This is a genomic window from Microbacterium endophyticum, from assembly GCF_011047135.1.
GTDB classification, from domain to species: domain Bacteria; phylum Actinomycetota; class Actinomycetes; order Actinomycetales; family Microbacteriaceae; genus Microbacterium; species Microbacterium endophyticum.
Window position 1 is genome coordinate 618,877 of the sequence record NZ_CP049255.1, and the last position, 15,206, is coordinate 634,082.

At 58.8% G+C, this 15,206-nt stretch carries 11 protein-coding genes; 7 read left to right on the top strand and 4 right to left on the bottom strand.

Annotated elements, in window-relative coordinates; genetic code table 11:
* Both G6N83_RS02960 and G6N83_RS02965 read right to left on the bottom strand, forming a co-directional pair.
* Entirely contained in the window at nucleotides 1–1,074 is a 1,074-nt protein-coding gene (locus G6N83_RS02960) for a nitroreductase family protein (protein WP_165139135.1), read from the bottom strand.
* Between the two features lie 33 nt (nucleotides 1,075–1,107).
* Nucleotides 1,108–2,181: a glycosyltransferase family 2 protein gene (locus G6N83_RS02965; protein WP_338143807.1), complete on the bottom strand. Its 1,074-nt coding sequence runs from the start codon at nucleotides 2,179–2,181 to the stop codon at nucleotides 1,108–1,110.
* A gap of 211 nt (nucleotides 2,182–2,392) precedes the next feature.
* Here G6N83_RS02965 and G6N83_RS02970 point away from each other — a divergent pair, with 211 nt between their 5' ends.
* A complete protein-coding gene (locus G6N83_RS02970) occupies nucleotides 2,393–3,970 on the top strand; it encodes a DUF2142 domain-containing protein (RefSeq protein WP_165139139.1) in 1,578 nt (525 codons plus the stop codon).
* A complete protein-coding gene (locus G6N83_RS02975) occupies nucleotides 3,967–6,054 on the top strand; it encodes an acyltransferase family protein (RefSeq protein WP_165139141.1) in 2,088 nt (695 codons plus the stop codon). Before G6N83_RS02970 ends, G6N83_RS02975 begins: the two co-directional genes overlap by 4 nt.
* A 6-nt stretch (nucleotides 6,055–6,060) precedes the next feature.
* Here the strand turns inward: G6N83_RS02975 and glf are convergent, their stop codons facing one another.
* A complete protein-coding gene (glf, locus tag G6N83_RS02980) occupies nucleotides 6,061–7,197 on the bottom strand; it encodes a UDP-galactopyranose mutase (protein ID WP_165139143.1) in 1,137 nt (378 codons plus the stop codon).
* 165 nt (nucleotides 7,198–7,362) lie between these two features.
* On the opposite strand from glf, the gene G6N83_RS02985 reads away from it, so the two are divergent.
* Genes G6N83_RS02985 through G6N83_RS03005 form a run of 5 tightly spaced genes read left to right on the top strand, consistent with a single transcriptional unit; the run spans nucleotide 7,363 to nucleotide 14,061 of the window.
* Nucleotides 7,363–9,288 carry a DUF6541 family protein gene (locus tag G6N83_RS02985; RefSeq protein ID WP_165139145.1) on the top strand — a complete coding sequence of 642 codons (1,926 nt, stop codon included), beginning with the start codon at nucleotides 7,363–7,365 and terminating at the stop codon, nucleotides 9,286–9,288.
* A gap of 3 nt (nucleotides 9,289–9,291) precedes the next feature.
* On the top strand, nucleotides 9,292–10,515 hold the full coding sequence (locus tag G6N83_RS02990; protein ID WP_165139147.1) for a glycosyltransferase family 4 protein: 1,224 nt from the start codon (nucleotides 9,292–9,294) through the stop codon (nucleotides 10,513–10,515).
* A complete protein-coding gene (locus G6N83_RS02995) occupies nucleotides 10,512–11,711 on the top strand; it encodes a glycosyltransferase family 2 protein (RefSeq protein ID WP_165139149.1) in 1,200 nt (399 codons plus the stop codon). Before G6N83_RS02990 ends, G6N83_RS02995 begins: the two co-directional genes overlap by 4 nt.
* Before the next feature lie 2 nt (nucleotides 11,712–11,713).
* Entirely contained in the window at nucleotides 11,714–12,841 is a 1,128-nt protein-coding gene (locus tag G6N83_RS03000) for a glycosyltransferase family 4 protein (protein ID WP_165139151.1), read from the top strand.
* Nucleotides 12,838–14,061 (top strand): hypothetical protein, encoded by a 1,224-nt coding sequence (locus tag G6N83_RS03005; RefSeq protein WP_165139153.1) that lies wholly within the window; start codon nucleotides 12,838–12,840, stop codon nucleotides 14,059–14,061. Before G6N83_RS03000 ends, G6N83_RS03005 begins: the two co-directional genes overlap by 4 nt.
* A gap of 12 nt (nucleotides 14,062–14,073) precedes the next feature.
* Here G6N83_RS03005 and G6N83_RS03010 read toward each other — a convergent pair whose 3' ends face one another.
* Nucleotides 14,074–15,105: a glycosyltransferase gene (locus tag G6N83_RS03010; RefSeq protein WP_165139155.1), complete on the bottom strand. Its 1,032-nt coding sequence runs from the start codon at nucleotides 15,103–15,105 to the stop codon at nucleotides 14,074–14,076.
* Nucleotides 15,106–15,206: the final 101 nt, after the last annotated feature.

Consider the following 15,206-nt stretch of genomic DNA (forward strand, 5'->3'; position numbering starts at 1 on the left):
CTAGTTGAATCGGCGGAAGGTATCGAGTTCCTTCTTCTGCGAATACGGAACTTGCCCCTCGGGATCTGCATACCCCACGGCGATGAGCATCACGACGCGATCCGAAAGTCCGAGCTTCAGTTCCTTTTGCATCTTGCGTTCTAGTGGCTCGAAATCGGGCCAGTTGATAACCGTGGAGCTGAGCCCAAGAGTCTCAAGACCGAGGATGAACTGCATCGCGGCGAGGGAACTGTCGACGTAGATCGCGTGGCGATCACGGGGGCTGAAGTACGACTCCAGCTTTCCAACGACAACGACGATCGAGGGGATGTTGTCGCCATAGCCAGCAGCCCCGAACGGAATGGACGATACCCGGCGCACAGCGTCAGGCTCGTCAAAGATCCGGAACTCATAGGGGAGCCGGTTGCAGGCGGTCGGCGCCTGGCGCGCGATCAGAAGCGCCTTGTCGAAGAGCTCCCGTGGGACGGGCTTCTGCTCAAACCAGCGAACACTTCGACGCTGGCGAACCAGCCGCTCGAGAGCATCGAATTCGATATCAGAAAGATGCTCTTTCGGATGCGGAATCTTGCCGCTGAACTCTCCGATGAATTGCGTGCTTTCGAATCGCTCCCGCGCAGCTTCTACTGTGGCATCTGTTCTAGCGCTGACCCGAAAGTACTCGGTGAGCACGTCATGTGCCCATGCCATCTCGCTTGCCTCCATAGAGGCTGGCGCCGAGTGCTGCTGCGCCACTGCGTCCTCGTAGAACTCGATGGTCTCGGTAATGTAATCGCGCGCGAAGACATCGCGTCGCGGGCGCATGATGAGGCCCTTCTCAAGGCGATGAATGTTGCGGCGCAATTCCACGTGGGAGAGTCGATCGCGTTTCTTGTTGCGGTAGTAATCGCGACGGCCACGCAGCACCGCTGATTGTTCTCGATTGAAAGTCAGAAAGCTTAGAAAATACCAAAAGTGTGTCAAAAAGCGACTTGACCCGAAAGATTCGAGGACAATCCGATTGACAAGCTCATAGATGCGCCGAATCCATGTAATTGCGAGCAGATCCTTCGCGATGTTCTTGAGCGTATTCAGCAACGGGTCTCCTGGTATTTGGATGGCGAATCTTGACTAGCGTTGTGGGGCAGCGTGTTCAGTGGACGCTGCTCCTGCGATATCGCTAGTCCGCTCGGCACGAGCGATAACCGACTCGGCTGCGTGCATACTGACGGGCAATGACGGATGCTGGGCCACCTCTTCATGCACTGAAGTATTGGGATTGATGACTCGGTCAGGCGAGTATTGCAACAGCTTCACACGCTCGAGAGAATCTTCGAGAAGTGTGCGATTTGTGCGGATCATGTCGGAAATTACGATGAGCGCAAGACTGAGCAATCCACCAACCAGCATGGCCGATCCGAAAACGAGCGACTGGATATGGCTTCCTGCCACTCCTAGCCAGCTGAGAACAAGAAACCGCCCGAAAGGAATTGCTGCCGCGATGAAGAAAGCGACTGCGAGACTCACGAACAGGGCATGTGGTTTGAACATCACATAGCTGCGCATAATCGCTTGAGCGGAGCGGGCCATGTGCTGGAAAATATTCTTGAAGAGGCGAGATTCGCGGGTCTTGGGGTTAGTGCGGATCGGAACGCTAAAGATTCGCAGGCGCTTATTCCCTGCTTGGATGATCGTCTCCATGCAGTAGCTGAACTGGGTCACGACGTTGAGCCGAATGAGTGACTCACGAGAATAAGCGCGAAACCCACTCGCGGCATCAGGAAGGTCGGTTTCAGCCGCGAAGTTTACAACTCGACTCCCGACGCTTTGCATGAGCTTTTTAAACGCAGAAAAGTGCTCGATTGTCTTCGTCTGGCGATCACCGATAACGATATCTGCCTCACCACGCAACATTGGAGCGACGAGATCCGCGATTCGCTCTTGCGGGTACTGGTTGTCGCCGTCGGTGTTGACAACGATGTCGGCTCCGTGTTGGAGCGCGTAATCAACGCCGTCGCGGAAAGAGCGAGCTAGCCCCATATTGCGGGTGTGGAAGACAAAGTGCTCGACGCCGAGTTGACGCGCCACCTCTACAGTCGCGTCGGTGGAGCCGTCATCCACCACGAGAATGTGGATTTCGTCGATACCGTCGATATGAGTCGGTATCCCCTTCAAGACCATCGGAAGGGTCTCTTCTTCGTTCAAACAGGGAATTTGGATGAACAGTCGCATTGTGACTTTCAGATCATGTACCGGACGATAACGGAGCTGCAGCCCAGTAGAGCAGTGCCAGCTCTTGTCACGCAGCAGCCCGTAGTATCCTAGCCGATGGCCTCGCACGACTACCTCGAACGCACAATGACCCGCACAAGCTCCAAGCTTGACTTGTCCATCACAGACTCCTCAAGGAGAGCGCATGCGATCTTCATTCCGTGCCGGCGGCTCAAGGGAGCTCAGCGAATCCCGCCAGGCCGAGCCGACAGAGCGGGCACCGCTGCTCGTCTGGGTGCTGACGGCCGCACTCGTTTTTATTTGCGCGACCTGGAGCATTCTCACCCCGCCGTTGCTCGCCCCTGATGAGACATCACATCTATCGAGCGTGCTACGTGTTGCGGACGACCTGTCGTGGCCCGACCCGGGCGAAGCGCGAATCCCAGAATACGTAACGATGCTCGGTGAGGAGCGGCAGCTTGCGCCCGAGGATCGAAGCGTACTGAGCGACCTCGCCGCCCAGCATCCCGATGCCAGCGACCGACTTGATCAGATGACGCAGCATCCTCCGCTTTACTACGTGATCGCTGCAGGTGTCGTCAAGATATTCGGCGCTGAGGACTGGCGATGGGACCAGGCAGCGCTGCTCGTGAGACTGTTGGGGGCGATACTAGCGGCACCTCTGGTGTGGCTAGCATGGAGCGCTACGCGAACACTCACGCGATCTCGAAAAGCAGGCATCTTAGCGGCGATGGCGATATTTTTGGTTCCGGGATTGGCTCAAATGCTCGGCGTCGCGAACAACGACACGTTCGCGATTCTGGTCGGGTCTATCGTGGCGTGGCTGAGCATAAAGATCCTCTGTGGTGATCGCAGGAGATCCGTACTTCTTGGCCTCGGAGTCGCTTTTGGTCTGGCGGGCCTGGCGAAGGGCACCCTTCTCGCTTATGGAATCTTGGTTGTGCTGGTCTTACTCTTCGGCGCAGGCCATCCTCGCGCATGGCCACAACGGCTATGGCAAACAGCGTGGCCATTGCTTGTGTCGCTCGTTTTCGGACAGTGGTGGTGGATCCGAAATCTTGTATTGTTCGGGACGCTCCAGCCCTACGGATATCTCCTTAGTGACACGACCTGGGCTCCGGGTACGGGCCCCAGCATCGGAGACTTTATCGACGAGATGTGGCGTGTGACACCGGCCACTTTCTGGGGCTGGTTTGGACGCGTAAACGCTCCCCTACCCCAGATTCTTGTAGATTTCGCCACAGTCACGTGCATCGTTCTGGTACTCACTGGAATGCTTCGACGCAAGAAAACACTGCGCACTGCGGCGATACTTGTTTCGCCGATCTTGATCAGTGCGGTTCTCATGCTGCGAGTGAGTTGGGGTGCGTACGCAGAAACAACTGCGTACAGAGGTATGCACGGCCGGTACTTCTATCCCTTTATCGTTTTGGTTCTCGCACTCGCAGCGCTTGCGCTGTCAAATATTGTGCGCGAGCGATCAGCCCGAACGGCGCTAGCTCTCGGGACAATTGCCGCGTCAGTCGCTATGGCCTTCTTCGGACTCGCCGTCTCAGGGATCTACTTTTATGGCGACGACCTTTGGGCCCAGTGGCGCAGCGCCCTTACAAAGTGGATCTTTCATAGTTCCTCGCTCCCCGCGGGCACGACCACAGTAATCGCCGGCTTGGCGTGCGCCTTGCTCATCACGGGCGCGGTCATGTCGGTGCGCGCGATTCTTGTGTCGCCAGAAGACCGCGAACAACGAGAGTTGGCCGGGTGAGCGCTGTCCTTCCTTCTGAGATGAAAGCGTCCAGCAGGAAGAGCTTCCGTCCTGAAATTCAGGGTCTCCGCGCTCTCGCTGTTGGCGCAGTGCTCATTTATCATCTGTGGCCCAACCGCGTCAGTGGTGGATTCGTTGGGGTGGATGTCTTCTTCGTCATCAGCGGATTCCTCATCACGAGCCACCTCCTCTCGGAGCTGAACACGGCGGGACGTATCTCAGTCGGAAGGTTCTGGTCGCGGAGAGCGAAGCGACTTCTTCCTGATGCCCTCCTCGTGCTTGCACTGACCGGAATTGCGATTCTCATTTGGGTGCCCCGTACGCTGTGGCAGCAGTTTCTCACCGAAGTCGCTGCGTCGACGCTCTATGTTCAGAACTGGTTGCTCGCCGCCAACAGCGTGGACTACTCGGCCGCGGATAACGGCGCGTCTCCGGTGCAGCATTTTTGGACGCTCTCGGTCGAAGAGCAGTTCTACATCGCGCTTCCCCTCCTCCTCATCGCCTTTGTGTTCGCGATTCGACGATTTAGATGGAACCGCAGCATCGCCATCTATTCATTTCTCGGCGCCATTACGCTTCTGTCTTTCTTTTACAGCATCTGGCTCACGCATTGGTCAGAGAGCGAGGCGTATTTTTCGACCCTCACACGGGTTTGGGAGTTTGGCGTCGGTGCACTCATTCCTGTCCTCCCAAGGCTGAAGAACGCCGTAGCGAAAAGATTCATAACTCTCGTCGGTTTGGCAAGCATCGGGATCGCAATCGGATTCTTCTCCGAGTCAACGCCTTTTCCTGGTTCGGCTGCTGCGCTTCCCGTTCTCGGGACGGCGCTCGTCATCTGGGCAGGTTCAGACACCTTCGCCTCCGCGCTGGGCAAGTTCACCCTGATCGCGTTTCTCGGACGAATTTCATACGCGGTTTATCTCTGGCACTGGCCGCCGATTATTCTTCTCCCGTACATCACACAGCACCCGCTTACGACTATCGAGAAGCTGCTGATTATCGTGGGAGCCATCGCAATGGGAGCCGCCGCGACGTTGTTGTGGGAAGACCGGGTGAGGTTCTCCCCCCGGCTACTGGGGAGAGCTCGACCTCGGACCATCGCGGCGGTGAGCGCTATCGGTATGGCGATCGTTTTAGCGTTGCCCGCGGCTGGAGCACTCATCGTGCGTCAAGAAAACGCGCACTTTGAAGAAGTGACGCGGGCCATTGAAGCCGGGACGTCTCCCTGCCTCGGAGCCGCGAGCTTGGCGGAACCGGGTTGCGTGAACCCCGACCTCGACGGCATTTTGGTGCCCAACCTCACTGAGGTTACTGACGACAACGACAACCGCTCCGAGTGCTGGTCAACTGGAGGAGACCCGACTTTCAATTCGTGCACGCTCGGGCCGGCCTCAGGCTTCGACAAGCATCTACTCGTCGTAGGTGACTCTCATAGCAATGCGCTACTTGGGGCCTACGAACTGATCGCACAAGAGAACAACTGGCGAATAGACGTCGCCGGTCGAGCAGGATGCTACTGGACAGATGTCGACCTCGTTCAACCAACAGAGGCGCTACAAGATGAATGCGCTCAGTGGCGAGACTCGTTGGCTTCATTTGTTGGAGATAATCCCGATGTAGACGCCATTGTCACAACTAAGGCGCGTCGTCCTCTCAGCGCGGAAGTCACCACGGTAGATCAGGATGTCGCTTTCTCTGAGGTCGTTAATGGGATGAGCAGTGCGTGGGGCAAACGTCCATCTCTAGACGTGCCCGTTATAGCCCTCATCGACAATCCATGGCTCCCCGCAGACTCGCTGGAGTGCGTGGAGCAGTACGGCCTTGACGCCACCGATGAGTGCTCGATCAGCCGCGCAGAGGCTCTCAAGCCTGACGGTCTCAACGAGGCAGCAGCGAGTGACCCGAACTCGTACACTGTCGATCTCACCGATCTCTATTGCGGGCCAGAGAACTGCTCGCCGGTCGTTGGACATGTCATCGTCTACCGCGATGGTCGCCACCTCACGGCGACTTACGCCAAAACCATCGCACCGTACCTCAATGAGAAGCTCCGTGACGTGCTCGCTGCATCCGAATCGCGTTGATCGAGCTCAGTTGAGCTGGTTTTGCCACATCGACAGCGCGGATCCGATGGCCATGTGCATATCCAGGTACTGGTAGGTACCGAGACGCCCGCCAAAGAAGACGTCACGCTCACCCTTTTGAAGCTCGCGGTAGGCCAAGACGCCCGCTCGGTCCTCGGGCGTATTCACCGGGTAGTAAGGCTCGTCGTCGCGCGTGGCGAACCGGGAGAACTCCCGCATGATGACTGTCTTATCGGCGGGGTATCGATCTGCACGCTCGGGGTGGAAGTGCTTGAATTCGTGGATGCGTGTGAATGGAACATCGGCGTCCGCATAGTTCATGACGCTCGTGCCCTGAAAGTCAGCGACGTCCAGAACCTCCTCAGTGAAATCGAGCGTACGCCACGACAGCTCCCCGGCGGAATTATCGAAGTAGCGATCGACCGGTCCCGTGTAGACGATCGGAAGCTGACCGACGACGGCCTTCTTATTCAACGGCTGCGATTCGTCGAAAAAGTCGGTGTTGAGCTTCACCTCGATGTTCGGGTGATCAGCCATACGCTCGAGCCATGCCGTGTAGCCGTCAACGGGAAGACCTTCCCAGGTGTCGTTGAAGTAGCGGTTGTCGTAGTTGTAACGCACCGGGAGCCTGCTGATGACTTCAGCTGGCAGGTTCTTCGGATCCGTCTGCCACTGTTTGGCGGTGTAGTCCCGAATGAATGCTTCGTAGAGCGGGCGTCCGATCAGCCCAATAGCCTTCTCCTCGAGGTTCTGCGCCTCTTTCGTATCGAACTCGCCAGCGAGTTCGTGAATGAGTGCGCGCGCTTCGCTCGGAGAGTACGCGGCCTGAAAGAACTGGTTGATCGTCCCGAGGTTGATTGGCAGCGGGAAGACCTGCCCTTTGTGCGTTGTGTAGACCCGGTGCACATAGGAGGTGAAAGCCGTGAAGCGGTTTACGTACTCCCACACCGTCGCGTTGGAAGTGTGGAAAAGGTGCGCACCGTAGCGGTGCACTTCGATCCCCGTGGAACGCTCATTTTCGGAGTACGCATTACCCCCGACGTGATGCCTGCGATCAATCACAGTGACGCGGCGACCCGCGGCTGCGGCCCGCTCAGCGATCGTGAGCCCGAAGAATCCAGAGCCGACGACGAGAAGATCCATTGTGAGTTCTTTCTGAGCTGCGGTGACTTACACGACATCGGATGCCGGAAAGTGGGTTCAGAAGAGTGTACCTAGACCGCATCAAGACTCCGCTGCGCGCACCCAGGGGTCACAAAGCAAGCTGTCGGATACGATTGCTCACTGTGTCATTAAGAGGGGTATCGCATGAGTGAAGTTTGGCTAAGCGCCGTCCCCGCGTTCCTCGTAGCCACAGCCGCCCTCATAATTCCAGGGCTCGTCATCGTGCTCGCTGGCTGGGGCTGGCATCGGCTGCGGCTTCTACTGATGGCCCCTGCCGTATCTGTCGCTATCTTGGCAGTATCGGCGACCCTCGCACCGCTCGTGGGCATGTCTTGGTCTTGGATCCCAGTCATTGGCTTGACCGCTGTAGCAGCTTTGGCAGCGTATGCCATCAGGCGCTGGGTCGGCACGGAGGTCCTTCTCACACCGTCGCCACGACGCATCGTCGCGACGGTTGGCGGATTAGTGCTTGCCGCGGTCGCCCTCTGGGCTCAGCTCACATACGTCTTCATGACTCCAGAGAGCATTTCGCAGACTTTCGACGCTATTGTCCACCTGAATACCGTGCGCTTCGCGGTCGACACCGCCAATGCTTCGGCACTCAATATTGGCACCACGACCGATATCCCGTTCTACCCCAACGCTTGGCACAGCCTCTCTTCTCTCACAGCGCTGACAACCGGCGCATCGATACCGCTGTCGGTAAACGCGGCGAATATCGCTATCGGCGCGATCGCGTGGCCCGCATCCGCCATGGCGCTCGGCGCAACGATCTTCCGTGAGCGCGCCGCAGCGATAGCGGCCACCGCAGCACTTTCCACCGCTTTCGGAGCATTTCCGATTCTGCTGTTCGACTTCGGCGTGCTCTACCCGAATGCGATGGGGTATGCAGTATTACCCGCGGGCATCGCAATTGTGTGGGAGTTGCTTCGACTGCGAGGCGTAGCAACAATTACTCGGCACATCGTTCTGCTCGCAGTTGTATGTGCTGGAATCGGACTTGGCCACCCGAACGCGTTCCTGGCGCTCTTTGCCTTCGCCGTATTCCTGGCACTGTTCGAACTGGCACGAAGAGCACTGCAGAACAAGTCTCGACGGGCATGGATATTCAACGGCGCCGCCGCTCTACTTCTTCTTCTCACCGGTCTACTCCTCTGGCGTTTTTCCCGCACGAACTGGGGCATGTCACGGTGGGGGCCATGGCAAAGCACTGCGCAAGCGATTGGTGAAGCACTCCTGCTCTCTCCGCGTGCGTACCCCATCACACTTGCGACAGCACTGCTGCTCGCGATCGGCATTATCGCTGTGGTTCGACGACCGGCCCATCTACCGGTTCTCATCCCGGCAGCGGTGGCCGGGTTCATGTTCATTCTTGTTTCAGGTACGCCCGTCGACACGTTGCTACGCGAGATGGTGACGAACCCCTGGTACAACGATCCCTACCGCTTAGCCGCTCTTCTCCCGATCGCGGGAATTCCCGTTGCAACCTACGGCGCATTAGTCGTTGTCGATGCCGTGCGCCGTGTGAAGTTCGTCGCCGCATCACCTCATCTCGTCAAAGCGGCGCTCGCAACAGTTGCCGCGGCGGCACTGTTCCTTGTCGCCATCGGTCCGAACGTCACGACGATGGCAACGGCGGCGCGCGGTTCGTACACAATGAATGACGCGTCAGCGCTCCTCAGCACCGACGAAGCGGCACTCATCTCTCGTCTCGACGACACGACACCGTCAGACGCAGTGATCGCCGGCAGCCCCTGGACCGGCGTGTCGTTGGCTTATGCAATTGCCGGAAGAAACGTGCTCGAAAAGCACGTCTTCGGGGCTCGCGACGAAGACGAAACCTACATTGACGCGCATTTGAACGACATCGACACTGACCCGCGGGTTTGCGCTGTGGTTCAGAGCCTTGGCGTGTCTTACGTGTTGGATTTCGGCGATCGTAACGTGTTCAGTGATCCCGACGCTGCTGCCGACCGGGAGGGCATCCAGAACCTGGATCCTTCGGATCACCTGGTGCTCGTCGACGAAGAAGGCCCCGATGCTCGACTGTTCCGCATCGAAGGCTGCTGATCCATGCGACGACGAAGCATCGCGATAGCGTACGACTGCCTTTTTCCCCTGAGCACCGGCGGCGGCGAGCGCCAATATCGTGGGTTCGCCGAAGAACTTCAGCGACGGGGATTCGACGTCGATTACCTCACGACATCGCAGTGGGACGACGAGCCACCACAGAACACCGAGTTTTCGATTGTACCTGTCACAGGTCCGCTCGCACTTTACGATCAGCAGGGTGTGCGACGACCTGCTGCGGCGCTCGGGTTTGCGTGGGGACTTTTTCGCGAACTTGTTCGTCGACGACGTCAATACCGAGCTGTGATCGTGAGCGCCCTGCCCGTGCTCAACGTCTTCGCCGCCCGATTGGCCCTGTGTGGATCGGGTACCACTGTCATCGTCGACTATCTAGAGGTATGGGGTGCGCAGCAGTGGCGAGCGTACTCGGGGCCGGTGATGGGAACCGTCGCGTGGGTTCTTCAAAAACTGGCCATTCTGCTGTCCCCCCATGCGACATGCCACTCCCAACTCAGCGCAAGGCGACTCCGCGCTGAAGGATTACGGAGCGCGCCTCTCGTGAGCCCGGGCCTTATCGACAACACTTCGGTGGCGACGTTCGCTGAGAAAGCAGCTGACCCGCCATTCGTGCTGTATGCGGGACGACACATCTCAGACAAAAGAGTCGAGGTACTGCCCGCGGCTGTGAAACTGGCGCGCCAGACAATTCCCGATCTGGAGATGGTCATTCTCGGAACCGGACAGACCACGTCGCTCATCAGAGAAGAAGTCGCGCGTGCCGACGGTGATTTGTGGACCGATTTGCCAGGATTTGTTTCGCAAGAAGAGCTCGACGGATTGATGGCACGCGCTGCGTGCTTGGCAAATCCTTCGAAACGTGAAGGGTACGGCCTTGTCGTCGTCGAAGCGGCCGCGCACGGAACTCCGGTAGTGCTCGTAAGCGACGAAGGAAACGCCTCGACTGAGTTGGTGACGGATGACGTCAATGGTTTTGTTGCCGCGAGCACGAATCCGAGAGACTTGGCATCATCAATCATCGCGTCCGTGCGTGGCGGGGCTGATCTCCGCCGGCGTACACGATCCTGGTATGAAGAAGCGATCACATCGCGGACGATTGAACGAACAGTGAGTCGCATCGTCGAGGTAATCGGCACCCCCGGTTCCGCTCTAAACGATGCACACCCCTCGCGGCTGATCCGCCGTGAGGCTGAGGAAGGACGCCCATGAACACGTACCACGGAGATGACTCAGTCGAGTTGACGATTCTCATGCCCTGCTTGAATGAGGCGGAGACTCTCGAAGTATGCGTTCGGAAAGCACTGGGCTTCATCGAACGGTCCGGGATTGCCGGCGAAGTCGTCATCTCTGATAACGGCAGCACCGACGGTTCGCAGTCAATCGCGACACGCTTAGGCGCCCGCGTCGTTGACGCGCCGCAGCGCGGCTACGGGGCGGCGCTCATCGCGGGCATTGAAGCAGCTCGTGGAACGTACATCATCATGGGCGATGCAGACGATAGCTACGACTTCGTCAACCTTGATGGCTACGTTGAGCGACTTCGTGGCGGAGCGGACCTCGTCATGGGCAATAGGTTCAAGGGTGGAATTGAGCCCGGAGCGATGCCGCCCCTCCACAAGTACCTCGGTAATCCCGTGCTTTCCGGAATAGGGCAGCTATTTTTCCGCCCCGGCATCGGCGATTTCCACTGCGGTCTGCGCGGCTTCAATCGCCGTCGGATCACGGAACTTGAGTTGCAGACGACCGGCATGGAGTTTGCCTCCGAAATGGTCGTGAAAGCTTCGCTCGCTCGCTACCGGGTCGAAGAGGTTCCCACGACGTTGAAGAAAGACGGACGTTCGCGTCCGCCGCACCTGCGGAGCTGGCACGACGGCTGGCGTCACCTCAGGTTCCTGCTGCTCTTTTCACCGAGGTGGCTCTTCATCTACCCGGGCCTCGTGGCATTCCTTATTGGTGCAATCGCGGTGGGGGCTCTCGCGATCGGTCCAATTCAAGTCGGCGGGGTAGGTTTCGACGTCACAACAATGGTCTACGCGACCGCACTTTGCGCGATTGGCTATCAAGCGCTGATGTTCGCGTGGCTCACGAAGCTCTATGCAACACAAGAAGGCTTCTTGCCAGCCAGCCCGCGGTATCGCGCGGTGGCCGCGAGCTGGACACAGGAGCGAGGTTTACTCGTGGGTCTCGCGATCTTCCTCCTGGGCATACTGATCGGCATCGTGCAGGTAGTGCGCTGGGGAAATCTTGACTTTGGACCGCTCGAGGCTGGCCAAGTCCTCCGGATCGCAGTGCCGAGCGCGCTCGGCATCATGCTGGGATTCCAAACGATACTGATGAGCTTCTTCGCTGGAGTTCTCACTATCCCGCGCCGCGAGACTCGGCCCGAAGCCATTATTGAAAACTGAGCGTGCGCACACGCATTCTGATCGATCTTCTGGGCTATACCGGAAGACGCGGCGGCACTGAAACGTACGCGCGCGAAATCATCACTCGATTGCCCCAGCTACTTCCCAATGCCGAGTTCGTTGCGGTGACAGGAAGGGACGGCACCGAGCGCGTGGGTGCGTTCTTTCCAGGACAGGTCGTCACGGTTCCGTGGGTGCGCGCATCAAGCTCGTTCTGGGCTCTCGGTGAACTCTTCGCACTCGACCGCGTGGCGCGATCGGTAACGGCAAACCTCGTGTGGTCTCCGGCGAATTTCGGGCCGATCCGACGTGGCGTGCCCCGTGTCACAACAATTCACGATCTGATCTACCGTGAAATCCCAGGAAGCACGCGTGAGCGTCTGTCGCGTGCTGTCACATCGTGGCTGATGACGCGAGCGGCGCGCTCTTCGGATCAGCTCATAACGATCTCGCAGGCGACCTCTGAAGCCATCCGCCGGTATATGGAGATCGATCCCGATTCCGTGCACGTCGTCCTGAATGGCAGCACTCTCCCGGAACGTGCACCGGATGTCCACGGCGCAATGCGGCAACTCGGCATCGACACTCGTCGCCCGATCGTTCTCAGCACGGGCAACCGGATGCCTCATAAAAACTTCGACGGCCTGATCCGAGCCGTAGCGACATTAGCTCCGTCGGAGCGCCCGCTCCTCGTCATACCGGGCAGTCACGGCAAAGATCCGTTGGCAGATCTGGTCCGATCCCTCGGGCTAGAGCGTGACGTGATCCTGCCAGGCTGGATCACTCATGATCAGCTTGAGGCGCTGTACTCTGTGTGCGAAATATACATATGCCCTTCGCTCGCCGAGGGGTTTGGCCTGCCGATCGTTGACGCTCTGCGTCGCGGGTGCCGGGTGATCGCTAACGATATTCCGGTCTTGCGCGAGGTGGGCGGCGATGTCTCCACCTACACGGACGCTCGTGAAGCCGTGACCTTTGGGGCAGAAATCGTCCGCGTTCTCTCGACTCCCGACAGCGAGAGCGCACGCTCCCACCGGCGGAGCTGGGGATCGCGCTTCACCTGGGAGCTCTCAGCACAGCAGACAGCGGCGGTTTTGCATGATGTCGTCAACCGAAAGGCAGCGCGATGAAGGCGATGCTTGCAAGGTTCGCCGGTTTTGGCGCGGTGCCGATGATGTCGGCGGTGGTTCCCTTGCTGGTTCTCCCCATAGCTTCCCGCATCGACGGTGCAGCGGGATGGGCGGCGATCGGCACGGGGCAGGCGATCGGCAGCTTTGTCGCGATGGTTGCAAGCTATGGGTGGAACGTAAACGGTGGCGCACGGGTCGCTCAAGCATCCGACGCCGTAATGCAAAAAGAGATCTACGCGCAGAGCTTTTGGTCGCGCATCATCGCGTACGCCGTGGCGGGAACAGCTGGTGCGATCCTCGCGGCGGTACTCATCGGTGGGGAGTTCGGAGTGGTGGCTGCTCTCGCAGCTCTCGCCACGGGCGCGACTGGTCTTACTGTCGCTTGGTACTCGGTCGGTGTCGGTCGCGCACGAGTGGCCCTGTGGTACGAAGCCATTCCTACTGCGGCCTTCACCCTTCTCAGCAGCGTCGCCATGCTCGTCACGGGATCGGTTGCAGCGTATCCGACGCTGATGCTCGCTGGAATCGTCGGCGGACTGATTCTCCTCAATCTTCATCTGTACCGCGCCGTTGTGCCACCGCTTGATCCCATAGCGCTGCGGGCGGCGTTTCGCTCGAACTTCCGCCTTGCTGTCGCTGACGGGATCGGCGGCAGTTATACGACAGCGCCCGTCCCGATCGGACAGGCAGTCATCGGCACAACGGCTGCCGCACAGTTGACCTCCGCTGACAAGGTTTACCGAATCGGGGTCACCGCAATCGCTGTCCTCGCAAACAGCCTCCAAAAGTGGGTGCTGGAGGTATCTTTCGTCGATGGTCGCATGCGACGCCACGTCATCGCATTGACTCTGCATGCCGTGCTGGGTGTCGTGGGGTTTATGGTGTTGACGTTAGCTGGTGCGCCACTGACGCGGCTGCTTCTCGGCGACGATGTGACACCGCCGGCCGAAGTGTTCCCAGCCTACGGCGTGACGTTCTTCATAATTTCGATGACGACACCGCTTATCCGGAACGTACTGGTACCAGCGCACGGCGACCGCATCGTGATGATCGCCATCATCACGTCAGCCATTGTGGGGCTTCCCGCAATGGTCATCGCGGGGACGACGGCGGGGCTTCTGGGAATCGTGAGCGGCCTCGTGCTCTCTGAGGTCATCGTCTTGACGTTCGTGTCGATCGCGGCGATTGGTGTACTGCGACGAGAACGAATTCCTCGCTAGATATTTCGAGACTCAGGGGCGCCGGTCAGTTGGCGTAAACCCACGAACTGCGGTTCCTGCAACGAACACCGCGGCGTTTCGGATAGGAATGCGGCGTCGCAAGACAGCGCCTACAAGACGCGTTACGGACCGCCAGAACGAACGTCGACGACCATAAAGCACTTGAAGTCGCTCAAGACGAGTGTCGCCCGCCAGGGGGCGGGATACGAGCGCAACCGTCATCGCCTGCGCCCACCCAGCACTGACTACGTAAGCAGACAAAGCAATGACTGCCGAGCGACGAAGCCCACCCGCGTGCTGTGCCGCATCTGCGCGAGTCTTCACATTTCGCCAGGACTGCAGCATGGCGAACTCGTTATCAGATGTCTCACCAAGAACGTTCTGGTCGTGCTGAACGTAGTCCTGCACGATGTCAGGAATGACAACAGCACCGTCTTGGCAAGAAGCACATACAGCTAGCCAGTGATCGTGCACCTGAGCGGGCGAGTCGAACTGGGGAAAAGGCAGCGCGAGTTGCAACAGGTCACGTCGAAGTACAGACATGCCGCCGGTAAATTGATTGAAGATCGGAATGTCGTCAGCGTGAGGCTGCACACGCCCGGTAGTCGCAGCACGCACTTCCCCGCCCGGGTACGTCACGACGCGAGCTTGAGCGCTCACCATTGACGCGTACTGCAGATGCGGCAGCATCCTCTCTAACTTCTCTGGCTGCCAATAGTCGTCTTGATCGCTCAGCGCGATCCACTGCGCTGTGTCGGGCACCGCAGACAGACCCCGCTCGAAGTTGAGGTAGAAACCCACTCGACTTGCCGCGCCGATCACCGTGAAACGTTCATCGTCGCCAACGATAGATCTCAACATCTCGCGTACGTCTTCTTCGCCGCCGTCAGCGACCACAAGACACGAGAAATCAGACACCGTCTGCGCCTGAATCGAACGAAGCTGGCGTTCGAAGAGTTCCCGCTGGGGTCGGTATGCCGCTAATACGATGCATCCGAGGGGCGCGGGCACGCGCTGCGATGGTGTGGTGTTTTCTGAAGACATGTCTGAGTTGAAACCGATGTGCGAGAAGCCGGTACCGGACCGATCATAAGCCGCACAACGGCACGAGCACGACTAGACTCGACCGCCGTGCCACTGAGGGA